Genomic DNA, 20209 nt, shown 5'->3' on the forward strand with positions numbered 1-20209 from the left:
GACCATGGATAGTGCAGTCGCAGAACATCAGGAACTCACTCCGGAAATCAACGACAACACCCCCCCGCTGGAAGAGCTGCTCAAGAGCCCCGAGCGCTTCATCAACCGAGAATTCTCCTGGCTGCAGTTCAACCGCCGTGTCCTGGAAGAAACTTTGAATACCGAGCATCCGTTGCTCGAGCGTGTCCGCTTCCTGTCGATCTCGGCCGCCAACCTCGATGAATTCTTCATGGTGCGTGTCGCCGGCCTCGAGGGCCAGGTACGCCAGAATATCGCCATCCGCAGCCCGGACGGCAAGACGCCGGCCGAGCAGCTCGACTCGATCCTGCAGGAGATCGACCATCTGCAGATGGAGCAGCAGGCCTCGCTCGCCGTGCTGCAGCAATATCTCGCCAAGGAAGACATCCTGATCGTGCGCCCCGGCGCCCTGAGCGAGGGCGACCGCCAGTGGCTGGCCGCCGAATTCGAACAGGCGATCTTCCCGGTGCTGACGCCGCTGTCGATCGATCCCGCCCATCCGTTCCCGTTCATTCCGAATCTCGGCTTTTCGATCGGTCTGCAGCTCGTCAGCAAAAACGGCCGCGAGCCGATGACGGCGCTGCTGCGCCTGCCGGTGGCGCTCGACCGCTTCGTCCGCCTGCCGGATGAGGGAAACACAATCCGCTACATCACGCTGGAAGATGTCGCCAACATCTTCATCCATCGGCTCTACCCGGGTTACGAGGTGCAGGGCTCCGGTACGTTCCGAGTCATCCGCGACAGCGATATCGAAGTCGAGGAAGAGGCCGAGGATCTCGTCCGCTTCTTCGAAACGGCGCTGAAACGCCGCCGCCGCGGCAAGGTCATCCGCATCGAGACCGACTCGGAAATGCCGGCCTCGCTGCGTCAGTTCGTCGTTCAGGCGCTCAATATCCCTGATAATCGCGTTGCCGTTCTGCCTGGTCTTCTGGCGCTGAACACCCTGTCTGAGATCACCAAGGCGCCCCGCGACGATCTGCGCTTTCCGTCCTACAATGCGCGATTTCCCGAGCGCGTCCGCGAACATGCCGGCGACTGCTTCGCCGCCATCCGCGAAAAGGACATGGTCGTCCATCACCCCTACGAATCCTTCGACGTGGTGGTCCAGTTTCTTCTCCAGGCTGCGCGCGATCCTGACGTCCTGGCGATAAAGCAGACGCTTTACCGCACCTCCAACGACAGCCCGATCGTTCGCGCGCTGATCGATGCCGCCGAAGCCGGCAAGTCGGTGACGGCGCTGGTCGAGCTCAAGGCCCGCTTCGACGAAGAGGCGAACATCCGCTGGGCGCGCGACCTCGAACGCGCCGGCGTCCAGGTCGTCTTCGGCTTCATCGAGCTCAAGACCCACGCCAAGATGTCGCTGGTCGTCCGTCGCGAGGATGGCAAACTGCGTACCTATTGCCATCTCGGCACCGGCAACTATCACCCGATCACCGCGAAGATCTATACCGATCTCTCCTACTTCACCTGCAATCCCGTCATCGCCCACGACATGGCGAACATCTTCAACTTCATCACCGGCTACGGCGAGCCGGAAGAGGGCATGCAGCTCGCCATCTCGCCCTATACGATGCGCTCGCGCATCCTGCGTCACATCGAGGAAGAGGTCCAGCACGCCAGGAACGGTGCACCGGCGGCGATCTGGATGAAGATGAATTCGCTTGTCGATCCCGACATCATCGACGCGCTCTATCGCGCCAGCCATGCCGGCGTCGAGATCGATCTCGTCGTGCGCGGCATCTGCTGCCTGCGTCCGCAGGTGCCTGGCCTTTCGGAAAAGATCCGCGTCAAGTCGATCGTCGGCCGCTTCCTCGAACACAGCCGCATCTTCTGCTTCGGCAACGGCCACGGCCTGCCGTCCGACAAGGCGCTGGTTTACATCGGCTCGGCCGACATGATGCCGAGAAACCTTGATCGCCGCGTCGAAACCATGGTTCCGCTGACGAATCCCACCGTTCACGAGCAGGTCTTGTCACAGATTATGCTTGGCAACGTGATTGACAATCAACAAAGCTACGAGATATTGCCCGACGGTACGTCGCGTCGCATGGAAGTGCGCAGGGGCGAAGAACCGTTCAACGCGCAGCAGTATTTCATGACCAATCCGAGCCTGTCCGGCCGTGGTGAAGCTCTGAAGTCCAGTGCGCCGAAGCTGATCGCCGGCCTGCTCGAAGGCCGCAACAACAAGTAATACTGGACCTAAATGGTTGAATCTGAAGCCCAGGGGCGCCTTCCGGGGATCGCCCCGGTCTCCGTCGTCGATATTGGATCGAATTCCATTCGTCTTGTCGTCTACGAAGGCATGTCCCGTTCGCCGACCGTCCTCTTCAACGAAAAGGTCCTCTGCGGCCTCGGCAAGGGCGTCGCCCTTACCGGCAAGATGGATGAAGACAGCGTCGCGCGGGCTTTGGCGGCGCTGCACCGTTTCAAGGCTCTGTCCGACCAGGCGCGCGCTGCCACCATGTATGTGCTGGCGACGGCGGCCGCGCGCGAGGCGAGCAACGGTCCTGATTTCATCCATCAGGCAGAAACCATCCTTAACCGCAAGGTTCGCGTGCTCTCGGGCGAGGAAGAGGCAAAATTCGCCTCGCTCGGCATCATCAGCGGTTTCTACAATCCTGATGGCATTGCCGGCGACCTCGGTGGCGGTTCGCTGGAACTGATCGATATCAAGGGCAAGGAGTTCGGCAAGGGCATCACGCTGCCGCTCGGCGGCCTGCGCCTGTCGGAATATGCCGGCGGCTCGCTTTCCAAGGCCCAGACCTTTGCCCGAAAGCAGCTGAAGACGGCAAAGCTGCTGTCGAAAGGCGAGGGGCGCACCTTCTACGCCGTCGGCGGCACCTGGAGAAACATTGCCAAGCTGCACATGGAAATCACCCATTATCCGCTGCATATGATGCAGGGCTATGAGGTGTCGCTCGAAGCGATGATGCTGTTCCTCGAACAGGTGACCGCGCGCGATTCCAGGGAGCCGGCGCTGCAGGCCGTTTCCAAGCACCGCCGTTCGCTGCTGCCCTTCGGCGCTATCGCCATGAAGGAAGTCCTGAGCGCGATGAAGCCGTCGGTGATTTCCTTCTCGGCGCAGGGTGTGCGCGAGGGATATCTCTATTCGCTGCTGTCGGAGTCCGAGCGCCGCCTGGATCCGCTGCTTGCCGCCGCCGGCGAACTGGCGATCCTGCGTGCCCGTTCGCCGGAGCATGCCCGCGAGCTGGCGGAATGGACCGGCCGCATGATGCCCCTCTTCGGCATCCAGGAAACCCAAGAGGAAAGCCGCTACCGTCAGGCGGCCTGTCTGCTGGCCGATATCAGCTGGCGCGCCCATCCGGACTATCGCGGCCTGCAGGCGCTGAACGTCATCGCCCACTCTTCCTTCGTCGGCATCAGTCATCCCGGCCGCGCCTTTATCGCGCTTTCCAACTATTACCGTTTCGAAGGCCTGCATGACGACGGCGCCACCGGTCAACTGGCGCAGATCGCCACGCCGCAGCTCATCGAGCGCGCCAAGCTGCTCGGCGGCATGCTGCGCGTCGTCTACCTCTTCTCGGCCTCGATGCCCGGCATCGTCAAGAACCTGACCTTCCGCAAGTCGTCGAGCCCGGACATCGACCTCGAATTTGTCGTGCCGCCCGAGTATCGCGACTTCGCCGGCGAACGCCTGGACGGCCGCCTGCAGCAGCTTTCGAAGTTGACGAACAAGCGGTTGGCGTTTCGGTTCGAGTAGGTCTGATTTACAACCAGACTTGTGCCGAGGAGGCCCCCCTCTGGCCTGCCGGCCATCTCCCCCACAGGTGGGGAGATTACAAGTGGCATGACCTTCCCGCATCTTGAACGTCAAGCCGAGTTGAATCGCTGATTGTTTGGGGAAGCCCCTGCGCCCAGCCAATCTCCCCACCTGTGGGGGAGATGCCCGGCAGGGCAGAGGGGGCACACACGGCACAGCGTCAACGAAAAAGGCGCCGCCTTCGCGTCGCCCTCTGCATTTTCAACCCGAGAATTCCGAACTTACTTCGCGTTCAAAAACTCACCAACCTCAAGCAGGCTGAACTCGTTGTTGTCGGCCTTGTCGACGGCGCGGCCGGCCGAGAAGGGCAGGTTGTTGTCGTTGCCGATAATGATATGCGTGGCGTCGACGCGGTCGACGTTTTCGATCGTCACGAACGGCATGTCGTAGACGCCGTCCTTGCTGCCGGCCTTCTTCTTGTTGTCGGGGTCCTGGATGTTCAGCAGGTCGATATAGCCGATCTTGCGGACGGCTTTGCCGACATTGGCATCGTTGAACTCGATCTTGTAGACGCGCTTCAGCACGGCCGGAGCTTCGAAGCAATCCGGCTTTGGCTGCTTCGGGTCGGCGCAGGCCTTGTCCGTCGTGCCGGCGCCGTTGTCGCGCTCGATGACGAGAGCGGTCGTCTCGTCGAGCACGTTGAAGTCGCCGATCGACACGCCCTTGTCCTCGAACGGATAGAGCCAGCTGCGGCCGGTCCACTTCTTGGACGCGACATCGAACTCGATGACGCGGATGGCGGTGTGGCCGTCGACCGTTTCCACCGTGCCGTCATCCTTGTAGATGGCGCCTTCGAGCAGGCCGTAGAGCTTGGCGCCGTCCTTGGACATGGCGAGGCCCTCGAAGCCGCCGGATCGCTTCAGATTGAAGACGGGCATCTTGGCGGCCGGATTGGCCGGAACCGAGACAAGCGGATTGTCGGGGGAAAGCACCGGCCTGCCGTCGAGCGTCGTTGGGATGACGTCGGTGAGGCGGCCTGACGTGTCGAACTTCAGGATGTAGGGACCGAATTCGTCGCCGATCCAGAAGCCGTCGGCAACCGGCTGGATCGATTCGATGTCGAAGTCGGCGCCGGTAAGATAACGCGTGTCGGTGCCTTCGAGAACGATCGGGAACGGAGCGATCTTGTTCGGATCGGAGAGGAAGAGGTTCTTGACGACTTCGGCCTTGTTGCCGGCCCAGTCGAACTTCATCTGGTGCAGGAAGAGCATGGAGTCCGAAGAGTTGGACTTCGAGCCGAAGCCGTTGTCGGAGAGCGTCCAGAAGGTGCCGTCGGCCATCGTCTTGACGCCGGAGAAGCCTTGGATCGGCTGGCCGTCGAAGGGAAGCTTCAGATCGGTGACGCGGGCGCCGTCCTTACCGGGAACGGTGCCGAACGCTTCGGTGCGCTTGCGGTCCGGCGTCGTAAATTTGCCGGAATGCTTGAGGAATTCGGGGGCATCGGCCGGCGCCGGAACCAAGGTGTTGGCAGGCAGGATCGCCTGGCCGGCGAGCTTGGCCGGGAACTGCTGCTGGTCGGCCGAAGCGGCGCCCGCGACCAGGATGAAAAGCGATACGGAAGCAAAAAGGACGTTCTTCATAATATCCCCGTGGAACGGATTGCAAAGGCCTTCCGCTTAGCAGGGCTTCCGTGTCAGCGAATTGACGGTTGGGTGAAGCTTTGGTGACGTCCTTCTCAGCCGTGCAGAATGACCGCCGGCGTGTTCAGCACGGTGACCGCGCGCGAGGAAAGCGCCATGACGCCGAGCGCCTGGCCGCGTCCCTTCACGGCATGGGTGCCGAGATCCTCGCAGGATATGTCGTCGGGAAAATTTATGCGCCGAGCAAGCTCGGTGGAGATCAAAACCGATCGGTTTAGACTGCGGCAGAGCGCCTCCAGCCGGGCGGTGGTGTTCACTGTATCGCCGAAATAGCTGATCTTATGATGATCGACACCGATTTCGGCGGTGATGATCTCGCCGCCGTGAAGGGCGACGCGGAGCTTCGGCACCTGCCCATAATTTTTCCGCCAGCCGGCGGCATTGGCTTCGATATCGGCAAGGATATCGAAGATGCAGCGTACGCAGCGCGCATTCTTGACGCCGCGGGCAAGTGGCCAGGTGATGATCGCCGCATCGCCGACATAGTCGTTGATCATGCCCTTGTGGCGCCTGACGGGCTCGGCGAAGGTCGCAAACAGCGAGCTCAGCAGCTGTTGCGCCCTGAGGTCGCCGTGCTTTTCGGCAAAAGCCGTCGAATCGACGAGGTCGATGAACAGGAAAACGCGCTCTTCCTTGACCGGATTGCGGTAGCGGCTGATGAGCATGCTGAGGAAAACTTCACGACCAAGCAGTTCTCTCACGCGCAAGACGAAGATCAGCATCGTGCAGACCGCCAGGGCATAGAGGAAGACTTCGAACGGCATGATGACGAGGTCGAGGAGCGACACCGGCTTCACCATGCCGAGCGACCAGAGCAGCAGGCCGGCGCAGGCAAAGCCGATGCTCATCAGGATTTCGTAGATCAGCAGCTCGGTGATGATGAAGGCGAAGGTCGGCAGCTTCTGGATGCGCCTGTAGAGTGCTCGAAATAGCACCTTGCGCTCGAAGGCGAGGATCGGCATGCCGATGAAGAGCGCGAAGATCGCCCCGATGATCGGCGTCTGATTGGAGTAAAACATCAGATCATAGACGACGCCGCTGGCCGCAAGAACGATCGTGATCAGGATCCAATTCTGTGTCGGAGATATTTCCCGCATGCCGCCTCTGCGCCGTGATTTTCTTCCCGCCATTGTTTCAGGCGGGAAAAAACCGTCAAGCGAATTCGAAATTACAGCGCCGCGCGTCTTTTTCAGACGCGCGGCGCTGTAGCATTTGAATGGCTGCATAATCTATCCTTAAATCGATGCCGATTTAAGGCGTGATGCAGCCGCCTCTGAGGCTGACGGTTTCGACCTTCCGGTCGACGAAGCGCAGAGCGATCGCGCCCTGGATCAGTTGCAGTGCCGGCTCGCCGAAAAGATCGCGCCGCCAGCCGTGCAGGGCAGCGACTTCGGCCTTCTCGCCCTCGGCGGCGATCTTGTCGAGATCTTCGCTATTGGCGATCACTTTCGGCGCCACGCCGTGTTTTTCCGAAATCAGCTTCAGCAGCACCTTCAGCAATTCGACGGCAGCAGCGGCCCCTTCGGGCGCCTGCGCTTGGCGTGGTACATGCGGCATATCGGCCTTCGGTAGAGCAAGCGCCGTTGTGACGGCCTCGATGACCGCGGCGCCGGAGGTTGAGCGCTCCCAACCCTTCGGAATGGTGCGCAGACGGCCGAGCGCCTCGGTGTCCTTGGGCTGCTGCTGGGCGATCTCGTAGATCGCATCATCCTTCAGCACCCGCGAACGCGGCACGTTGCGGGCGCGCGCCTCGCGTTCGCGCCAGGCGGCGACATATTTCAGGATCGCCAGCTCCTGCGGTTTGCGCAGGCGCATCTTCAGCCGCTGCCAGGCATCGTCTGGATGCATGTCGTAGGTTTCGCGCGACTCGAGAATGTCCATTTCCTCGGAGAGCCAGGAGGTGCGGCCTTCGCGATCAAGTTCCGCCTTCAGCGACAGGTAGACGTCGCGCAGGTGGGTGACGTCGGCCAGCGCATAATCCAGCTGTTTGTCCGAAAGCGGCCGGCGGCTCCAGTCGGTGAAGCGCGACGACTTGTCGATATGGACGTTCTTGATGCGGCTGACCAACTGGTCATAGGAGACGCTGTCGCCAAAGCCGCAGACCATGGCGGCGACCTGCGTGTCGAAGATCGGATGCGGAATGAGATTGCCGCGATTGAAGATGATTTCGATGTCCTGGCGGGCCGCATGAAAGACCTTCAGCACCTTCGTATCGGCCATCAGCTCGAAGAAGGGGGCGAGATCGATGCCCTTGGCCAGCGGATCGACGAGAACTTCCGTCGTCGGGCTTGCCATCTGGATCAGGCAGAGCTCCGGCCAGAAGGTCGTTTCGCGCAGGAATTCGGTGTCGATGGTGATGAAGTCGGACTTGGCCAGCTCTTTGCAGGCGGCCGCCAAATCGGCGGTGGTTTCGATCATATCATTTCATTCGCAAGGAAAAGGTCGGTTAAACCTTCCTTCTCCTTTCGGTTCGATATGTCAATACAACAGCATACGCTTCGAGCATTGCTGGCTAAGAATCACGTCCAAACTGAGGCAAGGCACGATGCATGGCCGCAATCGCGGTGAAAGTGCAGGCGGCCTCAGCTGACCCTAAGATAACTTGTCATCCCCGTCTTCTGATGCTCGATGATATGGCAATGCAGCAGCCAGTCGCCGGGATTGTCGGCGACGAAGGCAAGCTGCACCTTCTCGTCCGGCTGAATCAGATAGGTATCGGAGGTGAGCGGCATCACCTCCCGCGTCGAGGAGGAGATCACCGTGAAGCTCATCCCGTGCAGATGGATCGGATGCGCATGCGGCGTGGTATTCTCCAGATTGAAGATATAGCTCTTGCCGAGCTTCAATTCCGCAAGCGGCGCCGTCGGATCGGGCGTGTCGCCCGGCCACGGCACCTTGTTGATGGCCCAGAAACCGTAGCCGAGCGTGCCGCAGATGCTTTCGACGGCGGCATTCTCGGCCGTGGCGCTCAGCACCAGCGGGATCTGCTCGGCAGCGGTTAGATCGGCCTTCGGGACGGGATTGTCGACAAGCGGCCCGAGATCGCCGATAGCGCGCTTCAACGATGATCCGACCGCGCGCAGGCTGGCGATCACCTTCGGCGCCGTGCCGCGGATATCCTCGAGCGTCGCGACCGCGCCTTCATCATCCGGCATGCGCACGGCAAGATCGAGCCGTTGGCCCGGCCCGATCTGCAGGAGGTCGAGGGGAAAACGCTTCGGCACCGGATTGCCGTCGATCGCGATGACGATGGCCTCGGCGCCTTCCATCTTCAGCGAGAAAATCCGCGTCACATCGGTCACGGCAATGCGCAGCCGTACCAGCCCGCCGGCCGGCGCGTCATATCGCGGCTCTTGGTGCCAGTTGGCGGTGCGCACCGTGCCGTAGGTGCCGGTCTTGGCCGCGTCGCGTGGCCGGAAGGCGGCGATGAACTGCCCGTCACCGCCGAGCCGCCAGTCGCGCAGGTTCAGCACCACCTCGGCATCGAATTCCGGATCGGCCGGATCTTCGACGACGATGACGCCGGTCATCCCATGCCCCATCTGCGTCAGCGTGTTGCAATGTGGATGATACCAGAATGTGCCGGCATCGGGCGGTGTGAAGGCATAGTCGAAGCTGTCGCCGGTATAGACGTAGGGCTGCGTCATGAACGGCACGCCGTCCATGCGGTTGTCGATGCGAAGCCCGTGCCAGTGGATCGTCGTCGGCTCGTCGAGCCCGTTTTTCAGCCGCGCCGCATAGGGTCGCCCCTTCCTCATCCTGAGAATCGGCGGCATGCTGTCATGGCCCCAGCTCATGATATCCCTGGTCGGTCCCGCCTCGGTCAGCATGGCCTCGGTCTTCACCGCCGTCAGCAGCTGCGGCTCGGGAGCCGCCTCGGCAAATCCGAATTTACCGGCAATGCCGATGCCGACGCCATAGGCACCCGCCACAGCGGATGCCTTGAGAAGGTTTCGGCGGCTAAGGAGAGGCATGCGGATGCTCCACGGTGAGAATGCCGATCCTTTTAAAGTTGACCGGCATCTTCATCAATACAGGAAGCGCGGCCAAACTGCCGCAGCATACCGGTCGCAGCCTCGCCATAAACGCGTGTCAAACGCCGGGCTGCGTGCGCCAAGCCTTGACAAATCGGAGCGTCCATGCGCTTTTCCGCCCGATTTTCTTGTCGGCGCTTGAGGGTCTTGGAACCCTTGCTGCCGTCTTAAGCCACATGCCAGGATTTGAGATCATGCATCGCTATCGCAGCCACACATGCGCCGCCCTCCGCAAGTCGGATGTCGGCTCGACCGTCCGTATCTCCGGCTGGGTTCACCGCGTTCGCGACCATGGCGGCGTTCTCTTCATCGATCTTCGCGACCATTACGGCATCACCCAGGTCGTTGCCGATCCCGACAGCCCGGCCTTCAAGATGGCGGAAACCGTGCGCGGCGAATGGGTCATCCGTATTGACGGCCTCGTCAAGGCCCGTACCGAAGACACGGTCAACAAGACCATGGCGACCGGCGAAATCGAGCTCTACGCACAGGAGATCGAAGTCCTCTCCGCCGCCAAGGAATTGCCGCTGCCGGTCTTCGGCGAGCCGGACTATCCCGAAGACGTCCGCCTGAAGTATCGTTTCCTCGATCTTCGCCGCGAAACGCTGCACCGGAACATCGTCAAGCGCACCCAGGTCATCTCGGCCATGCGCCGCGAAATGAGCAATGTCGGCTTCACCGAATATACGACGCCGATCCTGACGGCCTCCTCGCCGGAAGGCGCGCGCGACTTCCTCGTGCCGTCGCGCATCCATCCCGGCACTTTCTACGCGCTGCCGCAGGCGCCGCAGCAGTACAAGCAGCTGCTGATGGTTGCCGGCTTCGACCGTTACTTCCAGATCGCGCCGTGCTTCCGCGATGAAGACCCGCGCGCCGATCGCCTGCCGGGCGAATTCTACCAGCTCGACCTCGAAATGAGCTTCGTCACCCAGGAAGACGTCTGGAACACGATGGGCCCGCTGATGACCTCGATCTTCGAGGAATTCGCCGAAGGCAAGCCGGTCACCAAGGAATGGCCGCGCATCCCCTATGACGAAGCGATTCGCAAATATGGCTCCGACAAGCCGGATCTGCGCAACCCGATCGTCATGCAGGCCGTGACCGAGCATTTTGCCGGCTCGGGCTTCAAGGTTTTCGCGGGCATGATCGCCTCCAACCCGAAGGTCGAGATCTGGGCTATTCCGGCCAAGACCGGCGGTTCAAGAGCGTTCTGCGATCGCATGAATGCCTGGGCGCAGTCGACCGGTCAGCCTGGCCTCGGCTACATCTTCTGGCGCAAGGAAGGTGACAAGCTCGAGGGCGCCGGCCCGCTTGCAAAGAACATCGGCGAGGAGCGCACCGACGCGATCCGTACCCAGCTCGGCCTCGATGACGGTGACGCCTGCTTCTTCGTTGCCGGCGATCCGGCGAAGTTCTACAAGTTTGCCGGTGAAGCCCGCACCAAGGCCGGCGAAGAGCTGAACCTTGTCGATCGCGACCGTTTCGAACTGTGCTGGATCGTCGACTTCCCGTTCTTCGAATGGAGCGAGGAAGAAAAGAAGGTCGATTTCGCCCACAACCCCTTCTCCATGCCGCAGGGCGGCCTCGATGCGCTTCAGAACCAGGATCCGCTGACCATCAAGGCGTTCCAGTATGACGCCGTCTGCAACGGCTTCGAAATCGCCTCGGGCTCGATCCGCAACCAGTCGCCGGAAACCATGGTCGCCGCCTTCGAGAAGGTCGGCCTCAGCCAGCAGGATGTCGAGGATCGTTTCGGCGGCCTCTACCGCGCCTTCCAGTACGGCGCGCCCCCGCATGGTGGCGCCGCCTTCGGCATCGACCGTATCGTCATGCTGCTCGTCGGCGCGAAGAACCTGCGCGAAATCTCGCTGTTCCCGATGAACCAGCAGGCCCAGGACCTGCTGATGGGCGCGCCGAGCCCGGCAGCGCCGACACAGCTGCGCGAACTCTCGATCCGGCCGATCCCGCCGGTCAAGAAAGACTGAGATCGTCTGATCCCGAATGCAAAAGCCCGGCAAATCGCCGGGCTTTTCTGTTGGTTCGGTCGCTCACAATGCCGCGTAGATTGCTTCGCGAAGATCGACTGTGAACTTGCCCCACATGCCTTCCAGCGTCGTGTTGGTCAGCGCAACGACGGTCAGCCCGTTGACCGGATCGATGAACCAGCTATGGCCGTAGACGCCGCCCCATTTCAGCGTGCCCTCGGGGAAGGGGACGCCTGCCTCGGCCGGATTGGTGATGACTGACCAGCCGAAGCCAAAGCCGGAGCCGGGTTCGTGCTGCTGGCGCTGGCCGTCGGCCTGGTCCGTCATCATCATCCCTACGGTTTCGGTCGAGAGCAGCGGTGCGCCGCCCCTACGGATGGTTTCGAGTATGGCCAGGATATCACCCGCCGTTCCCGCCATGCCGGCGCCGCCAGAATGATAGGAGGTGGGGTCGAAGATGCGGTTCGGCGCGAAGCGGATGGGACCCATCAGCGACATCACCAGCGCAGTCTCGCCCATCAGCGCCGGTTCGGGTGAAGCGTCCATATAGGCCGCTGCCAGCCGGCTGCGGTCGCGAACCGAAAACGCGGTATCGGCAAGTCCAAGCGGTTTCGTCACCAGATCAGCGATGGCCTCGCCCAGCCGCACGCCGGTTTCCGCCTCGATGACGCCGCCCAGAACATCCATGGCAACGGAATATTGCCAGTCGCTGCCCGGCGCGAAGCGCAGTGGCGCGCTGGCGATCCGCCGCAGGTTCTCGGCCAGCGGCAGTCCCGGTTCGTCGAGGCCGTCGGAAACGCCGGCGCGGGCATAAGCATCGTCCCCTTCGAAGAAGCTGTAGCTGAGGCCGGACGTATGGGTCAGCAGGTGGCGGATGCGAATGATCGCTTCGCTGCCGTCAGGCAGCCTCGGTCGGAAGTCCGGCAGCCACCTCGTCACCGGGTCGTCGAGCCCGATTCTTCCCTGCTCGACGAGCCGCATCGCGGCGATGGTGACGATCGGCTTGGTGATGGAGGCAAGCCTGAAAATGGTGTTCTCGCGCATCGCTAGACCATATTCGCGGTCGGCAAGGCCGGCGGCGCGGCGATGGACGATCTCTCCGTCACGGGCGATAAGCACCACCGCTCCCACAAGCCGTTTGTCGTCGAGAGCACTTGTGATGGCCGCATCGACTGCAGCTGCAAGCGATGAATTCCTGTCGGCGTCTGCCATTTCAAGGGGAAGACTCATCAGATTAAACCTTCTATAATCACAATGACCGTTCCTGAATATAGAAAGCCGCTTCAAATTTCTAGAGTGATCATTGTGAAAAATAGCCGAGACGTGGAAAAATCTACCGCCCGCCGCCGCGGCCGTCCGCCGGCCTTCGACCGCGAGACGGTGCTGTCGGCGGCGCGCGAGACATTCTGGGCGCATGGATACGAGGGCGCCTCGATCGCCGATCTCACCGCCGCCATGGGCATCACGCCGCAAAGCCTTTATGCCGCCTTCAACTCGAAGGCCGATCTTTACCGCGCCGCGTTGGAGCAATACCGAGGGCTGGGCTCCGATACGTTTTCCGCGCTCGGCGAGCCGATCGATACCGTCTCCGCCTTCGAGCGCATATTGAGGGGTTCGGCGGCGATTTTCTCGGCTCCGGAGCATCCGAAAGGCTGCATGATCTCGACGGCCGTGCTGAACTGCGCCAGCGAGAACGAGGTGATCGCTGACCATGTCGCAGCGATGCGCCGTCGGTCGCTGGACGCTTTCACGGCGAGGATCGAGCGTGGCATCCGCGAGGGCGACATGAAGCCAGAGACGAACCCCCGCGCGCTTGCACGGTTCCTCGGTGCCATCATCCAGGGCATGTCGGTGCAGGCGAGGGACGGCGCATCTCTAGAGGAATTGCTTGATATCGCAGTCCTCGCCATCGCCGAGGTCGCCCGTCATCGCGCCTGAAAACGAAAAGGCCCGGCAGTTCACTACTGCCGGGCCTTTCGTCGCGAGATCGAAGCGATTAGTCGTTGGCGGTAACCTTGACGCCGAGCACCTGCGGCAGCGTGTTCGGAGCGCCCATGGCGGCGCCCACGATCGTCGGGAACGGTACCGGCTTTTCAGGAGCTGCCTTGACAGTCAGGCTCTTCGGATCGTCGAGGAAGGTGTTGACGGCAGCCGAAACGGCGTTCTGCAGTTCCGGGATATTGAGCTGCGCCAGCATGATCGGCGTCATCGCCTTCAGTGAATCCGCCATCTGCTTGCCCGACATGTTCTGCTGCGAACCGGCATAATCGAGCGCGCGCTTGGTGATCGAGGCATCTTCGAAGCGCACCTGCGCGGCCTCGAAGGACAGCTGCTGCATCAGGCCGAGCATGGCAAGACCGAGCGCCTGCTGCGATTCTTCCTTGTTCGCACTGGTTTCAGATTGCTTCATCGCATCCTGCAGCGACTTCACGAAGGCCATCGTGTAGCCCGAGATCTTGAAGCCAAGGTTCAGCTTGCCGATGTTGGTGAAGTCGAAGGCGAATTCCGAAATGTCGATCGTGCCGGGGGCCAGTTCCCAGGCGCCCTTCATGGTGATGTCGCCCTGGATGTGCTGCAGGGCCAGCTTCTCGATCGCGTCCTTGCTCTGCGGATCCTCAGCCTTGCTGAGATCGGCCTTCATGCTTTTGAAGGCGCCGTCGAAATCGAAGCCGGATTCGTCTTCGCGCAGGGTCAGGTTGACGTCGCTTTCGAGCACCGAGAACAATTCCGCCCCATCCTTGACCACCTTCAGTGGGCCGGTATGGGCAGTTTCGTAGAGCATCATGGTATCGAGCGTGTCGCCGCCCGGCGTTGCCGGGATCGAGATGCCGCCGAGCGTCAGCTCCTGCGCCGTGACCGTGACGCCGTCTTTCGTGGTGTCGATATCGGGGAAGGCGGCCTCTTCGATGTAATAGCCGCCATCCTCGTCTTCTTCGACGCCGGAAAGGGTGACTTCGCCAACGGCCAGGCTTTCGCCGCCGGCAGATTTGACGCTGACATTCTTCAGCGTCGCGGTCGTGCCGTCGATATCGACGCTGTCAGCCGAAATCGTTCCGCCTTGTGCGGCATAGGCGGCATTGAGCTTCTTCAGCAGATCGGCGCCGTCGAGAGCGAAAGCCGAGCCGGCAAGCGATAAAAAGGCTGCGCTCGATAGCATCAGCCGCGTTGTCCGGTAAAAGTTCATGGGGTGATTCCTCTGGTGGCGTGGTGGCGGTTGGAAATCTGCAGTGACGCTACTACGGATTGGGCCTGCTTTATATTTGCCGACCTCTAAATTTTTGTTGAGAGGAACGGCAAACGAAGTCCAAATTGCGGCGGAGCGTTTGTCTCATCCTTTGATGTCGGTCCCAAGACTTCATCCACAGCTGCAATGGCCCCGATTCCTTGCCCGCCGGCCTCTTCTGAGCTAGTCAGAACCTATGGGACAAGAGATTTTGCCGCCTTCAGGCGGAGACGACGATCACATCCAGCCGGTCGACCTCAAGGCGGCGCTCGAGCAGCGTTACCTTGCCTATGCGTTGTCGACCATCATGCACCGCGCCCTGCCTGACGTGCGCGACGGGCTGAAGCCTGTCCATCGCCGCATCGTCTATGCGATGAACGAGATGGGGCTGAGGCCGAATACAGCCTTCAGGAAATGCGCCAAGATCGTCGGCGAAGTGATGGGTAACTACCATCCGCACGGCGACCAGTCGATCTACGATGCGCTTGCTCGTCTCGCCCAGGATTTTTCGCAGCGCTACACGCTGGTCAACGGCCAGGGCAATTTCGGCAATATCGACGGCGATAGCCCCGCCGCCATGCGTTACACCGAATCGAAGATGACGGCGGTCTCGGAACTGCTGCTCGAAGGCATCGATCAGGATGCCGTCGATTTCCGTGATACTTACGACGAATCGAATACCGAGCCGGTCGTCCTTCCCGGCGCCTTCCCGAACCTGCTCGCCAACGGCTCCTCCGGCATCGCCGTCGGCATGGCAACCTCGATCCCGTCGCACAATGCCCACGAGCTATGCGACGCCGCCCTGCATCTGATCAAACATCCCGATGCGACCGTCGAAAAGCTGGTCGAATTCATTCCCGGCCCGGATTTCCCCACCGGCGGCATCATCATCGACAACCGCGACAGCATCATCGAGAGCTACCGCACCGGGCGCGGCGGTTTCCGCGTGCGGGCGAAATGGCAGACGGAAGATCTCGGCCGCGGCGGTTACCAGATCGTCATTACCGAAATTCCCTTCCAGGTGCAGAAATCGCGGCTGATCGAGAAAATCGCCGAGCTGCTCATCGCCCGCAAGCTGCCGCTGCTGGAGGATATTCGCGACGAATCGGCCGAAGACATTCGTGTCGTGCTGGTGCCGAAGACCCGCAGCGTCGATCCGACAATCCTGATGGAATCGATGTTCAAGCTGACGGAACTCGAAAGCCGTTTCCCGCTCAACATGAACGTGCTCTCCATGGGCCGCATCCCGCGGGTCATGGCGCTGAACGAGGTGTTGAAGGAGTGGCTGGACCACCGCCGTGAAGTTCTGCAGCGCCGTTCGCGCTTCCGTCTGGCGGCGATCGACAGACGCCTCGAAATCCTCAGCGGCCTGTTGGTCGCCTACCTCAACATCGATGAGGTCATCCGCATCATCCGCGAGGAGGACGAGCCGAAGCCGGTGATGATGGCGCGCTGGGATCTCACCGACAATCAGGTCGAGGCGATCCTCAATATGCGGTTGCGCGCCTTGCGCAAGCTGGAAGAGTTCGAGATCCGCAAGGAATTCGACGAACTCACCAAGGAGAAGGGCGAGATCGAGGCGTTGCTTTCCTCCGACGACAAGCAGTGGCAGACGGTCGCCTGGGAAATCGGCGAAGTGAAGAAGAAATTTGCCAAGGCGACCGAGGTCGGCCGGCGCCGCACCCAGTTTGCCGACGCGCCCGAGACCGACGAGGAAGCAATCCAGCAGGCGATGATCGAGAAGGAACCGATCACCGTCGTCATTTCCGAAAAGGGCTGGATCCGCGCGTTGAAGGGCCATATCGCCGATACGGCGGCGCTGACCTTCAAGGAGGGCGACGGCTTGAAGATCGCCTTCCCGGCGCAGACCACGGACAAGATCCTGATCGTCACCACCGGCGGCAAGGCCTTTACGCTCGGCGGTGACAAGCTGCCGGGCGGCCGCGGTCACGGCGAGCCGCTGCGCATCATCGTCGATATGGATAACGACCAGGCGGTGCTGACCGCTTTCGTCCACGATCCCTCGCGCAAGCAGCTGATCGTCTCGACCGCCGGCAACGGCTTCGTCGTTCCCGAAGCCGAGCTGGTCGCCAATACCCGCAAGGGCAAGCAGATCATGAACGTCGGGCTGCCCGAGGAAACACAGCTGCTCGTGCCCGTCAGCGGCGACCATGTCGCCGTCGTCGGCGAAAACCGCAAACTGCTGGTCTTCCCGCTGGCGCAGGTGCCGGAAATGTCGCGCGGCAAGGGCGTGCGTCTCCAGCGTTACAAGGATGGCGGCATTTCCGACGTCCGCTGCTTCGCGATATCAGACGGCCTCATCTGGGAAGACAGCGCCGGCCGCACCTTCACGAAGAACAAGGACGAACTCGCCGAGTGGCTGGCCGATCGCGCCACTGCCGGTCGCACCGTGCCGAAGGGCTTCCCGCGCAGCGGCAAATTCGCCGGCTAAAGCATAACAGCGTCCCGCGTCCTTTCAGACGCGCAAAGACGCTGTAACACTTTGAATTGCTGGATAATTTATCCTTCAATCGATTCTGTTTGAAGGAATTATCCAGTAAATTCCGCGCCCGACTCTTGGCGGGCGCGACAACTCCTCTATCTCTTCCCTGTTACCAAAAATATGAACAGGCCGGCTCCGAGGCGGACGGAATGGCCGCGGCCCGTGTGCTTGGGGAAAGTGCGCGCGCCCTTAACGGAGGAAAATCGATGCCCGCCAGCACCATCAAACTGCATGTCAGCCACACCTATAGGGTGCCGCCCGCTGCCGTGTACGACGCCTGGCTCAACCCCGAAATCGCCCGCCGCTTCCTGTTTGCGACCGATGACGGTCATGTCATTCGCGCCGAAATCGATCCGCATGTCGGCGGCCGTTTCTTCGTCGTCGACCGCCGCCCGACCGGCGACGCTTTTCATCAGGGCGTCTTCCTGGAACTGAAGCGCCCGCAACGTATGGTCTTCAGTTTCTCCGTCGAGGAGCACGATCACAATTGCGACCGCGTCGAGATCAACATCGAGCCTCTCGGCGGCGGCAGCCGTCTGACGCTGACCCATGAAATGTGCGCCGAATGGGCCGAACACGAGGAAAAGACCCGGCAAGGCTGGGCGCATGTGGTCGAAGGTCTTGGCAGGGAATTGGAGCAGCAGCAGTTCAAGGCTACGGGCTGAGGGGTATGCTGAAATCCCGCAGGAAGCGGGTTGCACCTTCTTCGTCGATCTCGCCGGCGGCTACGTCTAGTACAAATGCAATGACCTGCGCGTTGTCGGCATTGATGACGTAGCGGTTGATGTAGAGAAAGGTAAACGCCGCAAGATAGCCGGTACGCTTGTTTTCATCCACGAATGGGTGGTTTCTGACAATGGCATAGAGAGAGGCTGCGGCGAGTACGAAGATGTCTGTCTCGCCGTATGCAGCCTTGTTAAGCGGGCATGCCAAGCTGGTTTCCAATGCATTGGCATCCCGCAGGCCAGCCAGACCGCCATGCTCGGCAATTTGCTCATCGTGCATATTTTCAATTGCTTGGCGGCTTAGCCACTTAAGCCGTATCATTTCGCGAGTTCGCGGAGCGCCACCCGATATTTTTCCATGCCGATGCGGGCTGCCCGCATTTGCTCGGCAAGATCGGCCGATTCCGGTACAAGCTGAATATTACCCTCGATCTCTCGCAGTTCCAGGCTGTCGCCGCTGCTCAGGCCCAACCGCTGCAGCACCTCTTTAGGGATGATTACACCCTCGGAATTTCCGATCTTGCGGATTGTGACGTTCATCGTTTTGTCCTCTGTGGTAACGGAGTTATAACATGAGGTCGAGCAGGCGACAATGTCCTAGCCTGCCATTTGAACGATGCTTTTCCTCCGCACGATCCAGACGGAATGGGCTGCGATCGCCGCCACCAGGATGCCGCCGCCGACCAGCGTCATCGGCGCCGGTGTTTCCGCAAAGATCAGCCAGACCCAGATCGGTGCGAGCACGGTTTCGAGCAGGTAGAACATGCCCACCTCCGGCGCGGAGAGGTAACGCGGCCCGGTCGCCAGGCACCAGAAGGCAAGTGGCATCATCACCGCGCCGTTGAAGAGGATCCAGGCCGGATGCTCGATCGAAAAACCGCCTGCCGGCATGACCGAGATCAGGCCGACCGCCGCCGGCAGCACCGTCGAAAGCAGCGAGACGAAGCCCATCTCCCGGCGAGAGGCGCGGCTGATGGTGATGGCGGCGGCAATGATGAAGGCGGTAAGCAGCGCCATGGTATCGCCGAAGAGATGGCCGCCCGAAAGCCCGTCCCGGACGATCAGGCCGACGCCGAAGATCATCGCCGCCATGGCGATCAGCGTTGCCAGCGCCGGCCGCTCCTTGAGGAAAATCCAGGAAAGAAGCGCGGCGAACATCGGATTGAAGGCGACGATAAAAACGACATTGGCTGTCGACGTGTTGAAAACGGCGAGAAGGAAGACCACCGTGGTCAGGCCGTAAAGCAGACCGGTGACGAGGCCAGGCCAGCCCGGCACGAGCACTGGCCATCGCCCCTTGGCGATCCTGAGCGCCGTTGCCACCAGCAGCGTCACGCCAAGGGTCGCGATGCTTCTCGCGGCAAGGATCGACCAAAGCTCGCCGTCAGCGAGCCTCATCAGGGGGATATCCACGGAAAGCGCCAGCCCGCCGATCGCCGTCAGCAGCAGGCCCTTCCGATGGTCGGAAAGTGCGGTGGGGAACATTCAGTCGTGGGTGCTCTCGGGCATGGACGAGGGATCGAAGCGTTCCCAGCCGCGCGGGGTCAGATGCTCCTGCGGCTGGAAGCGCGTCTTGTAGTCCATTTTCCGCGACCCTTGAACCCAGTAGCCGAGGTAGACATGCGGCAGTCCCAGAGCTTTCGTGCGTCTGACATGATCGAGAATCATGAAGGTGCCGAGCGAACGCCGTTCAAGCGCCGGATTGAAATAGGAATAGACCATCGACAACCCGTCGCTCATCGTGTCGGTGAGCGCGGCGGCGAGCAGCTCGCCCTTCGGACGCTGCTCCAGTCCTGAGCCTTCCTCACGCCGGCGGTATTCGATGATTCTCGTATTCACATGCGTGTCTTCCACCATGATGGCATAGTCGAGCACGGTCATGTCGGACATACCGCCCTGCTGGTGGCGAAAATCGAGATAGCGTCGGAACAGCGAATATTGCTCGCTGGAAGGCTGGGCTGCGAATTCGGTGGCGATGACGTCGGAATTCTCGGCAAGCACCCGCTTCATCGACTTCGTCGGCTCGAATTCCTGGGCGAGAATTCGCACGGAAACGCAGGCGCGACAGGATTCGCAGGCCGGGCGATAAGCGATGTTCTGCGAGCGGCGGAAACCGCCCTGCGTCAGGATGTCGTTCATCTCGGCGGCGCGCGGGCCGACCAGATGGGTGAACACCTTTCGCTCCATCTCATGCGGCAGGTACGGACACGCAGCCGGAGCCGTCAGATAAAACTGCGGTGATGGCGTCGTCTGCGTATTCATTTGTCGCGGAAATTTCCTTGTCGAGACCGTGCCGTTTC

16 protein-coding genes are annotated in these 20209 nt (G+C 61.3%); 6 read left to right on the top strand and 10 right to left on the bottom strand.

Annotation, left to right across the window (positions count from 1 at the left end):
- The first annotated feature begins 4 nt into the window (after window positions 1-4).
- Both G9X67_RS19155 and ppx read left to right on the top strand, forming a co-directional pair.
- Window positions 5-2209: an RNA degradosome polyphosphate kinase gene (locus tag G9X67_RS19155; protein WP_138328334.1), complete on the top strand. Its 2205-nt coding sequence runs from the start codon at window positions 5-7 to the stop codon at window positions 2207-2209.
- Window positions 2210-2221: 12 nt separating this feature from the next.
- On the top strand, window positions 2222-3739 hold the full coding sequence (ppx, locus tag G9X67_RS19160; protein ID WP_138328333.1) for an exopolyphosphatase: 1518 nt from the start codon (window positions 2222-2224) through the stop codon (window positions 3737-3739).
- 281 nt (window positions 3740-4020) lie between these two features.
- Here ppx and G9X67_RS19165 read toward each other — a convergent pair whose 3' ends face one another.
- The 4 genes from G9X67_RS19165 to G9X67_RS19180 form a co-directional block, all read right to left on the bottom strand.
- Window positions 4021-5379: an esterase-like activity of phytase family protein gene (locus tag G9X67_RS19165; protein WP_138328332.1), complete on the bottom strand. Its 1359-nt coding sequence runs from the start codon at window positions 5377-5379 to the stop codon at window positions 4021-4023.
- 95 nt (window positions 5380-5474) lie between these two features.
- Window positions 5475-6536: an adenylate/guanylate cyclase domain-containing protein gene (locus G9X67_RS19170; protein WP_138328331.1), complete on the bottom strand. Its 1062-nt coding sequence runs from the start codon at window positions 6534-6536 to the stop codon at window positions 5475-5477.
- A gap of 154 nt (window positions 6537-6690) precedes the next feature.
- Entirely contained in the window at window positions 6691-7857 is a 1167-nt protein-coding gene (gene rnd / locus G9X67_RS19175) for a ribonuclease D (RefSeq protein ID WP_171599426.1), read from the bottom strand.
- Window positions 7858-8021: 164 nt separating this feature from the next.
- Window positions 8022-9413 carry a multicopper oxidase family protein gene (locus G9X67_RS19180; RefSeq protein ID WP_138328329.1) on the bottom strand — a complete coding sequence of 464 codons (1392 nt, stop codon included), beginning with the start codon at window positions 9411-9413 and terminating at the stop codon, window positions 8022-8024.
- Between the two features lie 254 nt (window positions 9414-9667).
- Here G9X67_RS19180 and aspS point away from each other — a divergent pair, with 254 nt between their 5' ends.
- On the top strand, window positions 9668-11458 hold the full coding sequence (gene aspS, locus G9X67_RS19185; RefSeq protein WP_138328328.1) for an aspartate--tRNA ligase: 1791 nt from the start codon (window positions 9668-9670) through the stop codon (window positions 11456-11458).
- Window positions 11459-11521: 63 nt separating this feature from the next.
- On the opposite strand, the gene G9X67_RS19190 is transcribed toward aspS, so the two are convergent.
- Entirely contained in the window at window positions 11522-12688 is a 1167-nt protein-coding gene (locus tag G9X67_RS19190) for a serine hydrolase domain-containing protein (protein ID WP_171599427.1), read from the bottom strand.
- 66 nt (window positions 12689-12754) lie between these two features.
- On the opposite strand from G9X67_RS19190, the gene G9X67_RS19195 reads away from it, so the two are divergent.
- On the top strand, window positions 12755-13396 hold the full coding sequence (locus G9X67_RS19195; RefSeq protein ID WP_138328326.1) for a TetR/AcrR family transcriptional regulator: 642 nt from the start codon (window positions 12755-12757) through the stop codon (window positions 13394-13396).
- Window positions 13397-13454: 58 nt separating this feature from the next.
- Here the strand turns inward: G9X67_RS19195 and G9X67_RS19200 are convergent, their stop codons facing one another.
- The gene (locus G9X67_RS19200; protein WP_138328325.1) at window positions 13455-14642 is read right to left on the bottom strand and encodes a DUF945 domain-containing protein; all 1188 of its coding nucleotides are present in this window, start codon (window positions 14640-14642) and stop codon (window positions 13455-13457) included.
- A 235-nt stretch (window positions 14643-14877) separates the two neighbouring features.
- Between G9X67_RS19200 and parC the strand changes: the two genes are divergently transcribed.
- Window positions 14878-17133, top strand: a complete 2256-nt coding sequence (parC, locus tag G9X67_RS19205) for a DNA topoisomerase IV subunit A (RefSeq protein WP_138328324.1) — start codon at window positions 14878-14880, stop codon at window positions 17131-17133.
- Between the two features lie 257 nt (window positions 17134-17390).
- Entirely contained in the window at window positions 17391-17849 is a 459-nt protein-coding gene (locus G9X67_RS19210) for an SRPBCC domain-containing protein (protein ID WP_138328323.1), read from the top strand.
- Here G9X67_RS19210 and G9X67_RS19215 read toward each other — a convergent pair.
- From G9X67_RS19215 to G9X67_RS19230, 4 genes are read right to left on the bottom strand one after another with little or no spacing between them, the layout of a single operon-like run.
- Window positions 17839-18231, bottom strand: a complete 393-nt coding sequence (locus G9X67_RS19215; RefSeq protein WP_138328322.1) for a type II toxin-antitoxin system death-on-curing family toxin — start codon at window positions 18229-18231, stop codon at window positions 17839-17841. The two genes, G9X67_RS19210 and G9X67_RS19215, sit on opposite strands and share 11 nt — an antisense overlap.
- Window positions 18228-18449 (bottom strand): AbrB/MazE/SpoVT family DNA-binding domain-containing protein, encoded by a 222-nt coding sequence (locus tag G9X67_RS19220; RefSeq protein ID WP_018070513.1) that lies wholly within the window; start codon window positions 18447-18449, stop codon window positions 18228-18230. Before G9X67_RS19220 ends, G9X67_RS19215 begins: the two co-directional genes overlap by 4 nt.
- A 57-nt stretch (window positions 18450-18506) precedes the next feature.
- Window positions 18507-19394, bottom strand: coding sequence for a DMT family transporter (locus G9X67_RS19225; protein ID WP_138328321.1), 888 nt, complete (start codon window positions 19392-19394; stop codon window positions 18507-18509).
- Window positions 19395-20171 carry an arginyltransferase gene (locus tag G9X67_RS19230; protein ID WP_003558295.1) on the bottom strand — a complete coding sequence of 259 codons (777 nt, stop codon included), beginning with the start codon at window positions 20169-20171 and terminating at the stop codon, window positions 19395-19397.
- Between the last annotated feature and the right edge of the window lie 38 nt (window positions 20172-20209).

It is taken from the genome of Rhizobium sp. WYCCWR 11152 (assembly GCF_013087615.1).
GTDB classification, from domain to species: Bacteria; Pseudomonadota; Alphaproteobacteria; order Rhizobiales; family Rhizobiaceae; genus Rhizobium; species Rhizobium indicum.

Excerpts from the sequence above, each read along its gene's own strand:
- G9X67_RS19230 (WP_003558295.1), bottom strand. The coding sequence starts at position 20,171 with ATGAATACGCAGACGACGCCATCACCGCAGTTTTATCTGACGGCTCCG.
- G9X67_RS19165 (WP_138328332.1), bottom strand. The coding sequence starts at position 5,379 with ATGAAGAACGTCCTTTTTGCTTCCGTATCGCTTTTCATCCTGGTCGCG.
- G9X67_RS19190 (WP_171599427.1), bottom strand. The coding sequence starts at position 12,688 with ATGAGTCTTCCCCTTGAAATGGCAGACGCCGACAGGAATTCATCGCTT.
- G9X67_RS19215 (WP_138328322.1), bottom strand. The coding sequence starts at position 18,231 with ATGATACGGCTTAAGTGGCTAAGCCGCCAAGCAATTGAAAATATGCAC.
- G9X67_RS19155 (WP_138328334.1), top strand. The coding sequence starts at position 5 with ATGGATAGTGCAGTCGCAGAACATCAGGAACTCACTCCGGAAATCAAC.
- G9X67_RS19220 (WP_018070513.1), bottom strand. The coding sequence starts at position 18,449 with ATGAACGTCACAATCCGCAAGATCGGAAATTCCGAGGGTGTAATCATC.
- G9X67_RS19180 (WP_138328329.1), bottom strand. The coding sequence starts at position 9,413 with ATGCCTCTCCTTAGCCGCCGAAACCTTCTCAAGGCATCCGCTGTGGCG.
- G9X67_RS19170 (WP_138328331.1), bottom strand. The coding sequence starts at position 6,536 with ATGCGGGAAATATCTCCGACACAGAATTGGATCCTGATCACGATCGTT.
- G9X67_RS19200 (WP_138328325.1), bottom strand. The coding sequence starts at position 14,642 with ATGAACTTTTACCGGACAACGCGGCTGATGCTATCGAGCGCAGCCTTT.
- parC (WP_138328324.1), top strand. The coding sequence starts at position 14,878 with ATGGGACAAGAGATTTTGCCGCCTTCAGGCGGAGACGACGATCACATC.
- rnd (WP_171599426.1), bottom strand. The coding sequence starts at position 7,857 with ATGATCGAAACCACCGCCGATTTGGCGGCCGCCTGCAAAGAGCTGGCC.
- G9X67_RS19225 (WP_138328321.1), bottom strand. The coding sequence starts at position 19,394 with ATGTTCCCCACCGCACTTTCCGACCATCGGAAGGGCCTGCTGCTGACG.
- ppx (WP_138328333.1), top strand. The coding sequence starts at position 2,222 with ATGGTTGAATCTGAAGCCCAGGGGCGCCTTCCGGGGATCGCCCCGGTC.
- aspS (WP_138328328.1), top strand. The coding sequence starts at position 9,668 with ATGCATCGCTATCGCAGCCACACATGCGCCGCCCTCCGCAAGTCGGAT.
- G9X67_RS19210 (WP_138328323.1), top strand. The coding sequence starts at position 17,391 with ATGCCCGCCAGCACCATCAAACTGCATGTCAGCCACACCTATAGGGTG.